This window comes from Klebsiella sp. X1-16S-Nf21, assembly GCF_002837615.1.
GTDB lineage: Bacteria > Pseudomonadota > Gammaproteobacteria > Enterobacterales > Enterobacteriaceae > Klebsiella > Klebsiella variicola.
In genome coordinates this window covers 71,282-87,754 of the sequence record NZ_PJDK01000015.1, presented here as the reverse complement: position 1 = coordinate 87,754, position 16,473 = coordinate 71,282, and the positions used below count along the sequence as shown (strand labels likewise).

16 protein-coding genes are annotated in these 16,473 nt (G+C 57.7%); 2 read left to right on the top strand and 14 right to left on the bottom strand.

The window, feature by feature from the left end; all coding sequences use genetic code 11:
* The coding region (locus tag CW267_RS09565) for an NAD(P)-dependent oxidoreductase (RefSeq protein ID WP_101148619.1) at window positions 1–657 on the top strand (657 nt) is incomplete at its 5' end.
* Between the two features lie 52 nt (window positions 658–709).
* Here the strand turns inward: CW267_RS09565 and CW267_RS09560 are convergent.
* From CW267_RS09560 to CW267_RS09515, 10 genes are all read right to left on the bottom strand, one after another.
* The gene (locus CW267_RS09560; RefSeq protein WP_100781027.1) at window positions 710–2,179 is read right to left on the bottom strand and encodes an alpha/beta hydrolase; all 1,470 of its coding nucleotides are present in this window, start codon (window positions 2,177–2,179) and stop codon (window positions 710–712) included.
* A gap of 182 nt (window positions 2,180–2,361) precedes the next feature.
* On the bottom strand, window positions 2,362–2,949 hold the full coding sequence (locus CW267_RS09555; protein ID WP_012968231.1) for a histidine phosphatase family protein: 588 nt from the start codon (window positions 2,947–2,949) through the stop codon (window positions 2,362–2,364).
* A 6-nt stretch (window positions 2,950–2,955) separates the two neighbouring features.
* Window positions 2,956–3,711: a CbtA family protein gene (locus tag CW267_RS09550; RefSeq protein ID WP_016161021.1), complete on the bottom strand. Its 756-nt coding sequence runs from the start codon at window positions 3,709–3,711 to the stop codon at window positions 2,956–2,958.
* A gap of 10 nt (window positions 3,712–3,721) precedes the next feature.
* Entirely contained in the window at window positions 3,722–3,931 is a 210-nt protein-coding gene (locus CW267_RS09545; protein ID WP_008804893.1) for a CbtB domain-containing protein, read from the bottom strand.
* Complete coding sequence (locus tag CW267_RS09540) at window positions 3,928–4,395, bottom strand: nitrile hydratase accessory protein (RefSeq protein ID WP_012541729.1); 468 nt, start codon at window positions 4,393–4,395, stop codon at window positions 3,928–3,930. The genes CW267_RS09545 and CW267_RS09540 overlap by 4 nt, the downstream gene beginning before the upstream one ends.
* Window positions 4,392–5,045, bottom strand: a complete 654-nt coding sequence (nthB, locus tag CW267_RS09535) for a nitrile hydratase subunit beta (RefSeq protein WP_012541728.1) — start codon at window positions 5,043–5,045, stop codon at window positions 4,392–4,394. Before nthB ends, CW267_RS09540 begins: the two co-directional genes overlap by 4 nt.
* A gap of 15 nt (window positions 5,046–5,060) precedes the next feature.
* Entirely contained in the window at window positions 5,061–5,669 is a 609-nt protein-coding gene (nthA, locus tag CW267_RS09530) for a nitrile hydratase subunit alpha (RefSeq protein WP_008804890.1), read from the bottom strand.
* Between the two features lie 24 nt (window positions 5,670–5,693).
* The gene (locus CW267_RS09525; RefSeq protein WP_049139565.1) at window positions 5,694–7,208 is read right to left on the bottom strand and encodes an amidase; all 1,515 of its coding nucleotides are present in this window, start codon (window positions 7,206–7,208) and stop codon (window positions 5,694–5,696) included.
* A 136-nt stretch (window positions 7,209–7,344) separates the two neighbouring features.
* A complete protein-coding gene (locus CW267_RS09520; protein ID WP_008804888.1) occupies window positions 7,345–7,827 on the bottom strand; it encodes a group I truncated hemoglobin in 483 nt (160 codons plus the stop codon).
* Window positions 7,828–7,887: 60 nt separating this feature from the next.
* Entirely contained in the window at window positions 7,888–8,781 is an 894-nt protein-coding gene (locus CW267_RS09515) for a transporter (protein ID WP_100781026.1), read from the bottom strand.
* A gap of 408 nt (window positions 8,782–9,189) precedes the next feature.
* On the opposite strand from CW267_RS09515, the gene CW267_RS09510 reads away from it, so the two are divergent.
* Complete coding sequence (locus CW267_RS09510) at window positions 9,190–10,143, top strand: helix-turn-helix domain-containing protein (protein WP_032730996.1); 954 nt, start codon at window positions 9,190–9,192, stop codon at window positions 10,141–10,143.
* Between the two features lie 121 nt (window positions 10,144–10,264).
* Here the strand turns inward: CW267_RS09510 and CW267_RS09505 are convergent, their stop codons facing one another.
* From CW267_RS09505 to CW267_RS09490, 4 genes are all read right to left on the bottom strand, one after another.
* Window positions 10,265–13,339, bottom strand: coding sequence for an efflux RND transporter permease subunit (locus tag CW267_RS09505; RefSeq protein ID WP_100781025.1), 3,075 nt, complete (start codon window positions 13,337–13,339; stop codon window positions 10,265–10,267).
* Entirely contained in the window at window positions 13,336–14,484 is a 1,149-nt protein-coding gene (locus CW267_RS09500; RefSeq protein ID WP_016161025.1) for an efflux RND transporter periplasmic adaptor subunit, read from the bottom strand. Before CW267_RS09500 ends, CW267_RS09505 begins: the two co-directional genes overlap by 4 nt.
* 78 nt (window positions 14,485–14,562) lie before the next feature.
* Window positions 14,563–15,759, bottom strand: a complete 1,197-nt coding sequence (locus tag CW267_RS09495; RefSeq protein WP_047666567.1) for a sensor histidine kinase — start codon at window positions 15,757–15,759, stop codon at window positions 14,563–14,565.
* Window positions 15,756–16,451, bottom strand: a complete 696-nt coding sequence (locus CW267_RS09490) for a response regulator (protein WP_022064721.1) — start codon at window positions 16,449–16,451, stop codon at window positions 15,756–15,758. Before CW267_RS09490 ends, CW267_RS09495 begins: the two co-directional genes overlap by 4 nt.
* Window positions 16,452–16,473: the final 22 nt, after the last annotated feature.

The following is a 16,473-nucleotide window of genomic DNA, read 5'->3' as shown; positions in this document are numbered from 1 at the left end:
ACCCTCGAGGTACTGGCGCAAATAGCGCCTGCCTGTCAGCCGCAGGCGATCTATTGTCAGATGGGCACCATTGGCCTGCCGGAGACGCAGGAGGCTATCGCCTTGCTACGGGCGCTTCAGCCGGCGATGACCTTCGTCGATGCCCCGGTTTCAGGGACCAAAGCCCCGGCGGAGAAGGCGCAGATCCTGGTGCTCGCCAGCGGAGATCGTGAAAAGTGTGCCGCTGCCGAACAGGTGTTTGCGGCTATCTCCCGCGGGACGCAGTGGTTTGGCGAGGCCGGCAACAGCCAGAAAATGAAGCTGGTCCTCAATGCCTGGCTGATTTCGATGATGCAGGGCATCGCGGAAAGCGCCCAGCTGGCGAAGACGCTGGGCTTTACCCCCGACCAGCTCTGGAGCGCTCTGGAAGGCGGCCCGCTGGCCGCACCGTATGTCAAAGTGAAACTGGATGCCATCGCCAGCGAGCAATTCGCGCCGCAGATGCAACTGGCGCATGCGCTGAAAGATGCCCGGTTGGCGCTATCCCTGGCCGAGCCGCACACCATGCCGGGGCTGGATAACATTGCCGAACTGTGGCAGCAGGCGGCGGGCGCGGGATATGCCGGACAGGATTTGTCAGCGGTATATCAGTGGCTGTCGACGTCGGCGAAAGCGTAGTACCGCATCCTCAGGAAAAAGTGGCCGTGGTGGCCACTTATCCAGAGAAGAGTTATTTCCCGGAGAGAGCCGGGCGAGTGTCGATCCCTTCGTCAATGCGCTTGATCATATAGGGAAAGAACGGATTGGAAGACTGACGCATCAGCGAGTCCAGACCCACAACCAGCACCGAACGCTCGCCGCGAGCAGCAAACGTGCCGAGGCTGATCCCATATTGATTCAGCGGATGGGGATAGCGCCCGTACAGCGAATCGCTTAACGGGAAGGGGAGCGCGACATGAGAAAGGGAGTATACGTCCGGCAGGTAGCGCATTCCCTGCAGCTTTTCCACTGTGGTGTCTGTTTTCCCGGCAGGTGTTGTGCGGATTTCCATATCGGTACTGGCTGAATTCGCGTTAGTGATGATCGTGGTCTGATAAGCGCGTGGCGGCGCGGTCAGCAACCGCGCCAGCGCGGTGTAAGACGTCCGGCGTAATAATGAATTAAACCTGACGGCATGATTCAAATCGAAGAGGACAATTTCACTGCCATTTTCCGGCAAACGGTTATACAGCGCCGTCACGATCGCCCGCGTACTGACCGTTGAATCCACAACGGACTGAAAGGTCAATACCGGTGGTAAGCTGTTAAGTCTGTGATTTCTCGAGTCAGTCACTATCTGCTTTTGCAGCGCTTTGGTCAGCAGGAAGGACTGCCGGGCGGCGTTCGTCGGGAAGGAGTTATATTTGAACGGATTAAACTCGGGCATGATGTTTAACCATGCGGCTTTCGAGAAGGCGGGAAGAAACGCGGGCCAGCCAGCGAGGCCGGAAAAACGCGCGAAGCTGGTAATACCGATCATCGGAGAAATCAGGATCACCCGCTGGGGTTTTGCCAGTTCGGCATTATCCAGCGCGTCCAGCGAATATTTCATTGCCAGCGCGCCGCCGTTGGAAAATCCGACGATATGCAGGGGCACATCATTACCCGTCAGTCGTTTCGCTTCTCTCACCGCAAGGCGCGTGGCGGCAAGCCAGTCCTGCCAGTCCACATCGGTCAGCCCGGCGGGAACCGTCCCATGGCCCGGTAATCTGATACCGATGGCGACATACCCCTGTTGCCGGTAATTTTCAGCGATATGCCGCAGGCTGTAGGGGGTATCTGTCAGACCATGCAGCAACACCACGGCGCCTTTCGGTTTGCCATCCGGCATCATGATATATGACCGATTCCAGTTGGTTGGAAACGAGTCCGGATAGATGGTGCTGTGACTATAGTAACGATTCAGTTCGGTTTGCTGCTCAGCGTCCAGCTTATCGGTAACCTGGCGTTTTACCTCACTGAAGAGCGCATTCTCTTTGTTGATGTAATCGTTCCAGTCAGCATTGTCGATTTCATCCGCGTCCATCTCATGCGGAACCCAGGTATGCCAGAGCTGCAGCTCGGGTCCGCGCTGAATGTCATAAAGGCGTAGTCCCAGAGCGCCAACGATCAACAGCAGCAGGGACAACACGATACGTTTTAACCAGGTTACCCATTTCAACGCGTAGCTTCCTTTCTTAATGACATGTTTTCTGAGTATAAATAAACATGGTCAGGGAGATTTACTTTTTTACGCAGGACGGGGCGTGAAGCGCGCTGAGCGGTTCTATGGCATTGGGTTTAGCGATGCAAGGCCAGTGGAGGGATCCATCAATGGCCAAAGGCGCTTACTGGCTGACGGCTTCAGCGGGACAGCGTCGAACATTCGCCCTTTATGTCATCTCTTAATAAACAAAAATTCCAGCGCCGTCCGTCACTGCGCAACTCGGTAATGCTGAGCGGGTGAACGTCGATACGTGCAAATGAGTGAAGTGGGGCGCCGAGAACGTTGAGGAGCATGGCACGGATAGTGGAGGCAGACGCAATTACACCGTGTCGGCCTGGAATATCGACGTGTTTTGCCAGCCAACGGCCACAGCGCGCCAGCAACTGAGCACGTGACTCTCCGCCCGGCGGCGGATCGCCCTCCAGCCAGGCCAGGAAAGCGTCGGCGTCTTGCGTCATCACCTCACGTACTGGCCGACCGGCCCAGATGCCGTAGTCGGGTTCCGCCAGCTCCATCACCGGGGTACCCTGTAAAGAGAGCGCTGCGGCAGTTTGTCGGGCGGCGGTCTCCGGGGAGATCCAGACGCGGTGACAACGGGCGACACGGCTTTGTAACTGACGCGCCCGCTGCCATTCCCGCGCCTCCAGAGGGTCATCACAGGGGAAATGTGAACCTCGGGACGCTGCCGTTTCTCCCTGACAAATCAACGTTAGCGACGCTCTCATGATGTGTTAACCGCGGCGGAAGGCTGGGCGCTGCACACCTGTCGCCGGCGTGCGTTCGGCTAAGGCACCGAACGCCACACCGATGACGCTCCAGAGCACCAGGTGCGTGCCGAAGGAGCTGATACGGAAACGCCATAGCAGGTCCGCCGGGAAGTGTTCGGGCACTTCGTTCACTGTCGGCATCAGGGCACAAACCACGAGCATCAGCGCCACCGCGAACAGCGTTGCCCACATCATCGCATTCCCTCTACCGAGGCGCGGTATTAGCTGATGTGATAACCACGCGGCCGCGATGACGATGCCGATGGAAAGCAACATCATGACGAAGTACAGTTCGGTACGATAGCCGATGGTCTCCGGGTTACCGACCGCGGGCGGATTGGGTGGGTATTTCAGACCAGGCATCAGGCTCATGACCAGAAAGCCGACCAGCGCCAGGCCTAACGCTAACAGACGCGGGTTCGATGGTCCGAAGCGCTGATAGCTAAAGGCCCAACTCAGCGCCAGACCGCCGCCCAGCGCTGCGCCGAACAGCACCATGCCGGCCATTAGCCCGATCCCGGACTGGGTTTGACGGCTAAACACCTCTTCTTCACCGCCGTCAGCCGACGCGCTGTGTTGGTGTGAATGAGCGGCCAGACTTTCTTCAATCCCGATAGCGCGATCGACCTGCGGCTCGCCGAAATGGTGTGCAAAGGCAAATGCCACCAGTCCAGCCAGAATGCCTGCTATCATCCCTTTGAATAATAGTTTCCCAATCATGTCCGCCTCCTCAGTGGCAGGGAAAACCCAGCAGATGTCGTGCGTCGTGGAAGAATTCATGCACCTGGGTGCCGGAAAACATCGACGTCGCACCTTGTTCCGCACCGACGAAATAGATCGCTAACAGTGCCAGCAGGGTGGTAAACAGTGCCCAGGGCAACAGCGCCGCGACCGGTATCGGAGTGGCCGGGGTGTTGGTGGTAAGGGTAATATCGCTCATGATGTGACTCCGTTGTTAATTTGGCTGATGGAAGATTGTGCCGGGCTCACCGTGACCGGAACGCCGAGTGGAAGCGAGTGGTGGTTATGCGCCGGCGGACAGCTGGCATTGGCCAGGACGATCGGCTGACCATGCGGCGTGTTGATATACGCCAGTCGCCATTCCTGGGTCCGTCGGCCAATGTCATCCGGTGCGGTCAGGTGGAGGGCGGTGATCATGTTCTCCATTGCTGTCGCCCACTGGCGATAGTAGGCATCGTTCACACTTTCGCCGGGTTGCGCCGGAGCCTCCTTGATCGCTTCGCTGAACGTCCGTACCCATTCTGCCCACGGGAACAGCCCCGCCCGGTGCAGATGGACGATCAGGGAGAATGCTTTCGCCTGCCAGGGCTTATCAAAAACCGGCCCCTCCTCGTCGCGGGGTAACCCGACGGCGGCGTAATCATGCTGTGTCGCAATGCTCATGCTTCCTCCAGATAGTCGTCCCACAGATCGATGTACACGTTGTCCGGGCGCGGCGTGCCCCACAGTTCCAGCGCGGTGAAGCTGACGCTGTAGACGTGCTGAGGATGTTCGCCCAAACCGTGCGCCGCGGTGTCCGGCGTGATGAACACGCCATGATCGGTCTCAATACGGCCGATTTTCCCGCGCACGTAACGCGGCAGGCGGGTGTGGGTGGTTGGGTTGATGTTTTTTGCCCGAACCCGGTCTCCGGCCTTAAAGCGGGGAGCAATATCGTGACTGACGCGCGCGGAGGCGCCGGTACTGACAACCATCGCCACGATGTCCTGCGTCAGCACCGGCGTGCCCGGAGCGCAGGGGGCAGGGGTCGAGCCACCCCAGAGTTCATCGGCGGTGATCACCCCTTTTTCCAGCAGCAGCGTTTCAAATGCGTGCAACCAGTGCTCGTAGTAGCTCGCCTCCAGGTAGTGGGCTGGATCCATGCGTTCAATGGCGTGGCGGAATTCATCCACATTGAAATGTCCGCCGACGAACAGCGAGGCGAACAGCGGAAATACCCGGCGCTCCCATTCATGATGGAAATACGGCTCATTTTCCTCGTTGAGGATCGGCCCGAGGCCGTGCATACCGCCCAGATCATGTATCCCGTTCATGGTTTTCTCCTCTTATTATGGCGCGGCGACCAGGCCGGTGCCGATCATGGAATCGCGGGTGACCAGTTCGATCAGCTGCGCTTCGCTCCAGCCGTCGGTACCCGCCGGACGTTCTGGCAGGACCAGATAGCGCAGTTCCGCGCTGCTGTCCCAGACGCGCACCTCTTTACTTTCTGGAATGTTTACCCCGAATTCGGCCAGAACGCCGCGCGGGTCGATAACGATACGCGAACGATAGGGGGCCGATTTGTACCACACCGGTGGCAGACCCAGCACCGGCCAGGGGTAGCAGGAACATAATGTACAGACGGTCACGTTGTGCACGTCCGGCGTGTTCTCCACTACCTGCATGTCTTCACCCTGCACGCCGGAGAAACCCAGCTCGGCGATGGCGGCTGTGGCGTCCGCCAGCAGCCGACGTTTATACTCCGGATCACTCCACGCTTTAGCGACCACCTGCGCGCCGTTACGGGGGCCGACCTTGTGCTCATAAGTGTCAATCAGTTCATCCAGTGCCGCCGGGTCAATCAGTCCTTTCTCCTGTAGCAGGGATTCCAGCGCCCGGACGCGTAGCTCGATGTCCGCCGGCGGTTCAGTATGGTCGTGGTCGTGTTGATGGCTCATTTTATGGTTCCCGATGGTTAAGGGTTAAAACATCCGCCAGTCGCCGGAAGCTTCAAATGCGGCGGCGGCCTGATAAAGGGTGCTTTCGGCGAAGTGGCGTCCTACCAACATCATTCCTACCGGTAAGCCGTCGACCAGCCCACAAGGGAGAGTCATTGCCGGATGGCCGGTAATATCCTGCGGTGCGGTATTGCCGATCATTTCAAATGCGCGGGAGATGTATTCGGTAATGGAGCAGTCAGGTTCCGGCAATGGCTGAGCGACAAGCGGTACAGTGGGCATCACCAGCAGGTCGAAGTCCGCCAGCGCCCGGTCATAGCCCGCACGCGCGCGACGCGCGATATTCTGCGCCTTGGCATAGTAGCGGCCATGGTAGCGTTCCAGCCCGTACTGGCCGACGAACATGCATATCTTCAGCGATGGGGAAAGCGCATCGGCGTCGTCACGCCACTGGGCGTGCTTGTCCAGCAGCGCCACGTCATATTGTCCTTTCCAGTTAAAGCCCATGCCGTTGCCATGCATCATCTGCGCGGTCAGCCCCTCGCAGCCGATAGGGGACCAGAGCGCACCCGCCAGGCTATGCTCCGGTACCGAAATCTCGCCGACCGTCGCGCCCAATTCCTGCAGACGGGCAACGGCAGCGCGAACTTTCTCCGCGACTCGCGCATCCAGGTTCGGCAACTGAAAACCTTCGGCCATAATGCCGATCTTTAAGCCACGGACTCCCTTACCGAGCGCCTCGGTATAGGCTTCCACTTTGGGAGCATACTGACGTGGGTCCAATCCGTCCGCGCCGGCAATGACCTCAAGGACTAAGGCATTGTCTTTTACGCTGCGGGTCATCGGCCCGGTATGGTCGAAAGTGGCTTCGATCGGCATGATGCCGGTATAAGGCACCAGACCGTGGGTCGGTTTCAGGCCATAGAGGCCACACCATGCGGCGGGAATACGCGCAGAGCCCCCTTGATCGCCACCCATGGCCAAATCGACTTCCCCGGAAGCGACCAAAGCGGCGCTGCCAGAAGATGAGCCACCGGCCGAGTAGCCGCGGCGCAACGGGTTATGCACGGGCGCCGGATCGGAGGTATGGCTGCCTCCCGACAAGCAGAAGTGCTCGCAGGTGGCTTTGCCGAGAATAGTCGCGCCGGCATCCAGCAGTCGGGTGGCAACGGTGGCGTCGTAGAGGGGGACGAAGCCTTCCAGCGTCGAGGCGCCGTTCATCATTGGTACGCCAGCCAGCGCGATGTTGTCCTTGAGCACCACGGTGCGGCCGGCCAGTTTACCGGTTGCTGCACCTGTCACCTCGGTCTTGTAATACCAGGCATTAAGCGGGTTTTCGTCGCCTTCAGGACGATAGCCGGCGGCGCGTGGGTAGTGCACCGCGGGGATCTCGTCGGGCAGGGCGTCAATGAGATCATAGGCGTCGAAATTGGCCTGCATCAGCGCCAGATATTCTTCGGCTTGTGCAGGCGTCAATCGTATATTTAGCCGACTGGCGAGCGCTTGCAGCTGTTCAATGGTAGGACGTTCAATAGCCATGGAGTTCCCTTTGTATGGTGTTTGCCAATGCAACCTGCCTTCAACATAAGCCCGAAATGTCATCACTACATGGTTGTGCAGGTCAGTCATTTGGCTGAGACGGACACCCGCCTGTTGCGCGGATGTCCGTCCTCGGTTAAGACGGTTTATCTGTTTTCGGCCAGTGAATGCCGACGCTTTTCATCCCTTTGGTGACGTCCATGTCAGGATGCGCGAGTACCACATCCCGGTATGAAGGGCTGCCGATGACGGCGGGTTTGAACTGGGTCAGGAATGCGGTAACCTCTTCACGGATATCCTGCGGAACGTTGAAGTTCTCGTAGCATTCATCAATTGCCTCGAATACGGCTTTCCAGTGCACTTCGGTCAGACCCATTCCGCGGTGCGCGGTTACCATATCTCGTCCCCGGTAGACCGTGTTGCCGCCCCAGTGCTTGCACAGAAAATCGACAAAGTTGATATGCTCTTTCTGGAACGACGATTCGGATACGTGCGCCCAGATATGGCCGATATCGGGATGCTTCATACAGGTCTTCAACACTTCTCCTGCGAAAGCGTAAACGGCGTCATAACCACCGAGACGTTCATAAAGTGTGGGTTTTTGCTGCTGATCGGTCATGATGGATTTCTCCGTTGCGGGTGAGTAGTGAGTCTGGGGATGTCTCTGTGCCGATTCGCATCAGAACAGTTTCATCACGCGCAGGGTGGTATGTAGATCTTCCTTAAAACCGCCATCGACGTTGAGGTCGCGCTGGAGCAGACCCTGTACCTGCACCGTGGGGGTGACGAATTTCGATAATTCCAGCCTGACCTGATCGACGCGCGTCGCCTGTCCGTTCTCGATACCGTCAAGCTGCTGTTTGCCGCCCCAGTATTGGGAATAACCGGCGGCCAGGGTCCAGCTCTTATCGGCGGGCGGCGTCCAGGTCACCCAGCCCTGAAACTGATAGGTGTTGTCCTGCTTGAGTCGACCGGTGCCGATGCCCGAGGCGTCGTCGTTGACGCCATACCACATCACGTCCGTGGAAAGTTGGGTGGCGAAACCGTTACCCAGCTGCTGCACGCCGCCGAGCTGAAGGTCGAACTTCCAGCGATTTTCACCGACGTTTAGCGTGCGTCCGGCGTCGTAGGAGCCCGCGGGGAGGTACAGGTAAGGCACAATGGCAAAGGTTGTGCTGGAGTTGTTGACCAGCCAGACCGGCGCGGCAAGGATGGGATCGCCCAGGCCGCTGGCTGAATCAAGTCGAACGCCGTTTAGTGAGCCATTGTAAAGGCGTCCGTAAGGCAGCAGCACTTGCGGCGCAACCGTAAAGCCACCGACGTCCATGTAGTGAACGTAACGAAAGATGCTGACGAAGGAGTCGAGCCCGGTCTCTTGCTTAAGTTCACCGCCCCCGGTGGGGGTGAAGCTATCTCTCGTCGCGTAGGTGAAATATCCCAGAACGGCATCGGTGCCGGCGGGGGCGGGAATGAGGTCCTGCGAATTGAGATCGACCGCATGGGCCGGGCCGGTTGCCAGCCACAGTGTGCAGGCGGCCAGGCTGGTGCGAAACGTAGCGTTACTGAAAGTCATGACGTTCCCCCTCTTGTCTGATGTCGTGTTATGTCCGGAGCACGGTGTGGCCGGAAGACCTTACGCTTACTGATACTAGGGAGAAATTTGCGGCGTACTTGCTTCAGCAGGACAGTCGTTTGGCTGGAAGGGACATTCGGTTGCGGGCCTGCCCCTCGTCGTGTGATGGTCCGCCATAGTGCAGACGCCGCACGTTTAGGGTGCGGTTCCACGTTTTGTCGTTCCGCTATTCGACGCCCTATATGCCAGCAGAAAAGGGGGGGCGCGGATTTTCAGTGATAGTTCCCGGTAACTTAGCGCCGATCGGCGTAACTGAAAGAGGGTGTATTAGCTCGTTGGCATGATAGTTGCTGTCTGCGGAAACGTTTCTGTCGTTTTGGCGGAATACCCGGCGCGAGGTGAATGATGATGAATAGCATGCAGTCTGCGGGCAGTCTCCACTATTCAACCGTTGGCGTTACCGAGTCGCGCCGCTTCGAGTACTGGAACGACGTAGTGTTACGCCACTGTATTCCAGCCGCCAGCGCCCCTCTGGCTGGGGTCGACTTTGATGCACGGCTGACGGTACGTGGAGTGGGTCTGGTGGATATGTGTTCACTGTCCGCGCCGCTACACAGCTGGGATCGCACGGCACGTTATTTGCGCCAGGGCCCCGACGACGATCTGTGGTTGGGGTATATGCAGGATGGATACGGTCAGCTTGAACAGGGGGGACGCAAGGCGACGCTGGCAGCGGACAGTCTGGTGCTCTACGATGCCGCCCAGACATTCCGCTTCAGTCTTGGCGGGCGCGATAATCATCTGGTGCGGATCCCCCGCCATTTGCTGAGCTGTCATTTACCTGGGGTCGAACACCTCACCGCGATGGTGCTCGACGACCGCCGCCCGGGCGTGATCCCATTGCGCGAAATGCTGCGTCAGGCGGCAGCGATGCCCGCCTGTCTGAACACAGCGGATATCTCCGGCCGCTTCTCCCAGACGTTGCTGGATCTACTGGTACTGAGCCTGGAGCTACAGGACCTGAACAACGTTGGTGTTGAGCGCGATCTGTATTCCCGGATGATGAACTACATCCGGCGGCAACTTGTCGATCCCGATTTGAACATCGAAAGCCTGGCACGGGCGCACCACGTTTCCGTTCGCACCGTCACGCGTGCTTTCGCCCGCCATAAAAAAACACCGATGGCAGTGATTTGGCAGGAGAGGCTGCAGGCGAGCCGAGAGGCTATCGAACGCGGACGAGTCAGTAGCGTGTCCCAGGCGGCGCTGGATTTCGGCTTCTCTGATTTCTCTCATTTCAGCCATGCCTTCCGCAAAGCCTTCGGCATTTCTCCTCGTTCTCTGCTGCCGAAGAAGCAGTAAAATTAGGTCTCCTGTTATCCACGCGTTGCGGCAGCAGGTGGATGACACGATGGAGCAAGTTCTTTGTCTTGCAGCGAATAACCTGGCAGACCCCTGAGGCGAGGATACGACGGCACGCCACTCATTTTTCACGAGTCTCGCCTGAGGACGTCATTCTCAGGTGTAACAACAGGCTAAACGATGCCGGTAAAACGGTCAGTGTAACCAGCGTGGCAACCAGTAGTCCCCCGATAATCGCATAGGCCATCGGTCCCCAGAATACCTGATGAGAGATGGGGATCATTCCCAGAATGGCGGCACAGGCAGTCAGGCAGATGGGGCGCGCACGATGCTCTGCGGCCGCAATAATAGCGGCATCGCTTGCCATTCCCTGAGCAAGATTGCTGTCAACCTCGCTAATCAGTATGACGGCGTTACGAATGATCATGCCAGCGAGCGCAATCACGCCAAGAAGAGCGACAAATCCCATTGGTGTTCCGCCAGGCAACATAGCCAGCACGATACCCGGTAAACCAAACGGGGCCATCAGTATAGCCAACGCCATACGGGAATAGTTGCGCAACTGGGGCATCAACAGCAAGAGCATGATGACCAGTGTCACCGGCAGAATCGCATAGACCGAACTATTACCTTTTTCAGACTCAGCAACCGCGCCCCCTTCTTCAATGCTGTAGCCTTCAGGCAGTTCCGCGCGCAACCTGTCTACCGCAGGTCGCAACGCTGCGGATACTGCTTCGGCGCGAAGTCCCGGGGCGAGGTCAGTTTGCACGGTGATGAAAGGCAAACGCTGTCGACGCCAGATAACCGGATCATCCACGCCCCAGACTGGCGTGGCAAAGGCGCTGAGGGGGATTTGTTTACCGTCATTCCCCTGAATAGTCAGCGAAGAGAAGGTGGCAAGGTTAAGACGCTCATTGTCCCTGGCCCGGAGCACCACATCGACAAGGCGGTCATTATCGCGAACCGACGTGACTATACTGCCGGACCAGACGGTATTGAGCATCCGGGCCAGACTTTCTGACGACACGCCCGCAGCCCGGGCTGCGGTCTGATTGACCTTGAGGGTAATGACTCTCTCCGGTTCGCCTGCCGTCTGATTAACCTCGCGAGAGGAGGGGGACCGGCCAATGACATCGCTCAGGCGGTTCGCGATCGACCTGACTTTCAGATAATCTGGCCCACTCACCCGGTATTTCACTGGCCAGCCGACGGGGGGCCCAAGTTCCAGGGGTGATACGCGCGTGATGATGTCGCTAAAGCCCGTAGCCAGTATCCTGTTTAACTGTCGATGAAGACGATCCCGCGCTTTAAGATCTTTAGCCACCACCACTATCTGGGCGATATTTTCATTTGCCAGAAGCACATCCATAGGCAGGTAAAAACGGATCGCTCCCGACCCAACGTATGTCGAAAAGCGCTCAACGTTGCGGTTGCCTGCCAGGGCCTTCTCCAGCTTTTCAGCCGTATTTTGCGTTTCCGACTGCGAGGCATTTGCCGGTAGCGTCAGGCTTACCAGCAATTCTGGCCTGTCGGAGGCGGGGAAAAACTCCCCCTGCATAAAGGTTGTTCCGTAAACGGACAGACCAAGCGCAATGAGAGCAAGACACACGGTGGCGAAGCGGTGACGCAACGCCTTGCGCAGTAGCCACTGGTATCCGCGGGCCATCCGTCCAGGACCTTTCGCCTTCTGTCTGATGTTGTCAGATAACAGCCACGTCCCGGTTAACGGTGAAAACAGGATCGCGACAACCCATGAGCACAGCAGGGCGATGAGCACCACGGCAAACAGGGAAAAGCAATATTCACCGGCGCTGGACGCAGCAAATCCCACGGGAATAAACCCGGCAATCATCACAAGGGTGCCCGTCAGCATCGGAAATGCGGTCGTTTTAAAAGCCCGGGTCGCCGCCTGCCGGCGGGAATCCCCGGCTTCCAGACCAGAGACCATGGTTTCCACGGTGATCATGGCGTCATCGACCAGCAGACCCAGCGCGATAATCAATGCGCCGAGAGAAATACGCTGCAGACCTATTCCTGCCAGCATCATTCCCGTAAAGGTCATGGCCAGAACCAGTGGGATGGCCGCAGCCACTACCAGTCCGGCTCGTAAACCCAGAGAGACAAACGAAACGGCCAGGACGATCGCCACGGCTTCGATAAGCACCCGGATAAACCCGCTTACGGCGTCGCTGACCACCGCTGATTGATCGGCAACCTTGACCATCTCAATACCGTGCGGCAGCGTGACGCTGATGGCCTGCATTTTTGCATTCAGCGCGGCGCCGAAACGCAGCATATTACCGGTCGGCGCCATCGAGATAGCCAGCCCGATGGCGGGTTTGCCGTTGACCCGGTAAACCGGCTGGGGAGGCTCGGCATTTTCCCGACTAACGGTGGCAATATCCGTCAGAGGAAGGTAACGATCGTTAATATGCAGCGTGACGGCACGTAAGCTCGCTTCAGAAGTCAGTTCCCCGCTGACCTTTATCGCCATATTTTCCTGTCCGGTGCGGATCATACCTGCCGGGACAACCGCATTTTGTGCTCTGAGGGCATCCGCTACCTGCTGGATGTTCAACCCCATACCTGCCAGACGCGCTGGAGAAAAAGAGAGGACTATCTGTTCCTGCTGCTCACCCAGCAGGCTGGTTTTTCCGATATCCGGTAACGACATGAGCTCCCGACGGATTGTCTCAACACGGTCCCGGACCTCCCGCAGGGTATAGCCCTCAGGTATAAAGCCATAGATCGTACCGTACGTGTCATCAAACTCGTCGTCGACGGCGGGGCCCTGAACGCCTTCTGGCAAAGAGGGGGCAATATCCTGCATTTTCTTACGTACCTGATACCAGATATCCGGCACCTTTTGCGGCGGGGTATCGTCACGAAGATTGACATGAATAACGGAGCTCCCGGCGCGGGTCTCACTTTCGAGATAATCAAGCCAAGGGGTTTCCTGCAGCTTTTTTTCCAGCGTATCGGTCAGCAGTCGGGTGGTATCCGTTACGGATGCCCCGGGCCATTGCGCAGAAACAACGGCCGTTTTAATCGTAAACGCCGGATCTTCGTTACGTGGCAGGTTCTCATAACAGAACGCGCCCATAGCAATGATCAGCAGCATGAAGAAACTGACCATCTGCTGATGATTTAGCGCCCAGGAGGACAGGTTAAATTTCTCATTCAATACGGGTTTCATGATTCGCACTCCCCGGCAATCACCGGCTCGCCGGAGCGTAATTTACTCACGCCGGCGGTAATCACCCGGTCGCCTGGGTCAAGGCCGCCGGAGATAATGACCGAGGTGGCGGTATAGTATGCTGGCACCACCACGCGAAGCTGCGCTTGCGACTGTGGGTTAATCACATAAACCGCCGGTTTGTCGTCGACGCGGCTCAGCGCTGAAGCGGGAAGGGCGTATCCATGCGGACCCGTTGCGGGTAACGTGACGGTGACGCTGGCGCCCAGCGCCATTGCCAGCGGTGGGTTTTGCAGGGTAGCCCTGACGCGCCATGTGCGGGTCTGAGGATCGGCCTGCGGGCTAATATCTCTTACCGCGGCGGACGCTTGCACCGACGGGTCGCTGAGGAGGGAAACTCGCAAGCCAGCCTGTTCCTGTGGCGGGATCGCCTCGGGTTTAGCGATATCAAACACCACATCGCGGGCTTCACCGGTCGCCAGCGTCAATACCGACTGACCACCATTGACCACCTGACCCGCAGAGGCGCTTACTTCGGTGATCACGCCGCTTCGCGGCGCAATCAGACGCGTCCAGCCAAGGCTTTCCCGGGCATTACGCAACGCGGACTCGCTGTTTTTTAAACGCGCGCGGGCGACAAGCCAGTCTGCGCGGGCGGTATCGAGCTGCGTGCGGGCAATCGCGCCTGTTGGCATAAGCTTTTGCATTCGGTTGACGTTAAGTGCAGCAACCTGAGCAGAGGCTTTGGCTCCTTCATAATCAGCCTGTGCGCCATCGAGCTGATTCTGACTGGTTGTATTTTCAAGCGTGGCCAGCAGTTGCCCTGCATTGACCCGATCGCCAATATCGACGCTACGCGTCACTATCCGGCCGCCGGTACGAAAGCTCAGAATCGTTTCATCGTGCGCATGGATCTCTCCGGTTCTTTCCAGCGCGGGAAGGGTTTGCGCTGAGCCAACAACAACGTAGCGCACCGTTCGCACAGGATCAGTCGTATTACCCTGGTTGTCCCCGCATCCGGGCAGCAGAAAAATCACTACCGAAAGAATGGTCAGGGGGAGAAAGTGCAGCCAGGAAAGGGTGCGCGCCACGTCGTACAAATGGTGCAGACTGTGGCGGAGGGAGAGTAAAAATTCATCTGACATAACGCCGCTCCATAAAGGTGATGGCGTTATTAAATGCGCGCTTAGTCGAGAAAGATTCGACGTTTCGTCAAGGTATTATCAAGAGCGGCTATTTTCCATCTCAGACGACGTCCAGGGTAACAAAAGGGTGACTGCGAGTCCGCCGGTTTTAGGTAACGACGCGCTGATACTGCCACCATGGGCCTGACAAATCGCGCGAGCAATCGACAAACCGAGACCGCTGCCGCCGGAGTGGCGGGCACGCGACTGCTCCTCCCGGCTAAAACGGTTGAACATTTCCGGCAGGAACTGGGAGGATACCCCCGGACCGTCATCGCGAAATTCGAGGCAATATTGCCCGCTGGCGTAGTGCAGCGTGACATCAAGATAACCGCCATCACGCCCGTAACGGAGGGCATTTTCCATAAGAATGGTGAAAACCTGGCCCATACGGAACGTATCGCCTTTGAAGGGACACGCCTGAGAATGATGAAGCCTGATTGTAAAACGATGTGCATCAGCCTGGGGCATGATCCATGTCGCCCGTTCTTTAAGCAGCTCATCCAGACGAAAGGGTTCGTTTTCCAGCACCAAATTCCCGGCATCAGACAGCGAGAGCAGATGAAGTTCATCGGTCAGGCGATTCAGGTGCTGAAGCTGTTTCATTACCATTGCCAGTTGTTCCGGGCTGGCATCAAACACACCATCCAGCATGCCCTGCAAACGTCCGATAGCGGCAGTCAGGGGGGAGCGAAGCTCATGCGCCATGGCCACATGAGAGGTACGTAACTCTTTTTCATAGCGGGCCAGTTTCCCCGTCATGGCATTAAAGTCACTGGCAAAGCTGACCATTTCAGCCGGCGCATTCCTGATGAGCTCAGCCTGGCGGCCAAATTGCCCTTCGGCGACGTCCTTTGCCGCATCACGCAGTCGGCTGAACTGCAGCGCCAGTGGCCTGGCGTATCTCAATCCCATCACCACAATAAAAGGGATCATGACCAGGACCAGTAACGCCACGGTGACCCAGTCCGCCGAGGCGATGGATGGGGTTGAATAACTCAACCCCCACCAGGTATCGACGATTTGATGGAAGCGCGCCGGGTTCGCCTGCGGGTTCTGGCTGAGCGCAAGAAACTCTTGTCGGACCGATGCCGGCATTCTGCCTATGTTCCAGTAATTCTGCACCGCATAACGTAGCCACATACAGGTCGCAATGACAATTACGCTTCCGATGGCCAGCGCTAATATACGTGCGCAAATCCAGCGCCACAGGGAGGAGTAGCGGGTTTTTGTCATGGTTGTCTGAACCTGTAGCCTACGCCGCGAACGTTAACCAGCACGCCGGAAATACCCGCCGCCTCGAGTTTTTTACGCAGGTTATAAATATGGGTATCCACCACGCGCTCCAGGGCTTCACTTTCCGGCAAACAGTTCTCCAGTAAATGCTGGCGGGAAAAAGGACGTGAAGGAGAGCGCATAAGCGTGGTCAGTAGTGAAAATTCGGTTGGGGTCAGATCCAACGTGCGCGGTGTGGTGTCCCCGTCGACAATGCTCGCCACGATGGCCGTAACATTCACTTCAAGCGATTGCCAGCGAAGGATCTCTTCCTTTGTTTCTGTTTGATTGCTGCGGCGCAGTACCGCCTGCACCCGAGCCACAACTTCTCCCGGATGGTAAGGCTTAACAACATAATCATCAGCGCCATAGCGCAAGGCGCCAATACGATCGGGAGTATCTCCCATGGCGGTCACCATGATCACCGGAACATCATTTTTACGGCGCAGGCCAGCCAGGACTTCGGTGCCGTTAAGCCCCGGAAGCATCACATCCAGCAGGATCAGATCGGGTTTCCACCGGTGCGCCATATCCAGCCCGGAAAGACCGTCTCCGGTAATGACGACATCGTAATTTTCACGGCGTAAATAGGCTTCGAGCACGCCAGCCGCATCGGCGTCATCTTCAATAATCAGCACTCTTCTGGACAACATCCGTTCACCTTGACCGTTTCTT

Coding starts and splice junctions, on each gene's coding strand:
- CW267_RS09555 (WP_012968231.1), bottom strand. CDS start 2,949: ATGAGAGCGTCGCTAACGTTGATTTGTCAGGGAGAAACGGCAGCGTCC.
- CW267_RS09550 (WP_016161021.1), bottom strand. CDS start 3,711: ATGATTGGGAAACTATTATTCAAAGGGATGATAGCAGGCATTCTGGCT.
- CW267_RS09545 (WP_008804893.1), bottom strand. CDS start 3,931: ATGAGCGATATTACCCTTACCACCAACACCCCGGCCACTCCGATACCG.
- CW267_RS09540 (WP_012541729.1), bottom strand. CDS start 4,395: ATGAGCATTGCGACACAGCATGATTACGCCGCCGTCGGGTTACCCCGC.
- nthB (WP_012541728.1), bottom strand. CDS start 5,045: ATGAACGGGATACATGATCTGGGCGGTATGCACGGCCTCGGGCCGATC.
- nthA (WP_008804890.1), bottom strand. CDS start 5,669: ATGAGCCATCAACACGACCACGACCATACTGAACCGCCGGCGGACATC.
- CW267_RS09525 (WP_049139565.1), bottom strand. CDS start 7,208: ATGGCTATTGAACGTCCTACCATTGAACAGCTGCAAGCGCTCGCCAGT.
- CW267_RS09520 (WP_008804888.1), bottom strand. CDS start 7,827: ATGACCGATCAGCAGCAAAAACCCACACTTTATGAACGTCTCGGTGGT.
- CW267_RS09515 (WP_100781026.1), bottom strand. CDS start 8,781: ATGACTTTCAGTAACGCTACGTTTCGCACCAGCCTGGCCGCCTGCACA.
- CW267_RS09510 (WP_032730996.1), top strand. CDS start 9,190: ATGAATAGCATGCAGTCTGCGGGCAGTCTCCACTATTCAACCGTTGGC.
- CW267_RS09505 (WP_100781025.1), bottom strand. CDS start 13,339: ATGAAACCCGTATTGAATGAGAAATTTAACCTGTCCTCCTGGGCGCTA.
- CW267_RS09500 (WP_016161025.1), bottom strand. CDS start 14,484: ATGTCAGATGAATTTTTACTCTCCCTCCGCCACAGTCTGCACCATTTG.
- CW267_RS09495 (WP_047666567.1), bottom strand. CDS start 15,759: ATGACAAAAACCCGCTACTCCTCCCTGTGGCGCTGGATTTGCGCACGT.
- CW267_RS09490 (WP_022064721.1), bottom strand. CDS start 16,451: ATGTTGTCCAGAAGAGTGCTGATTATTGAAGATGACGCCGATGCGGCT.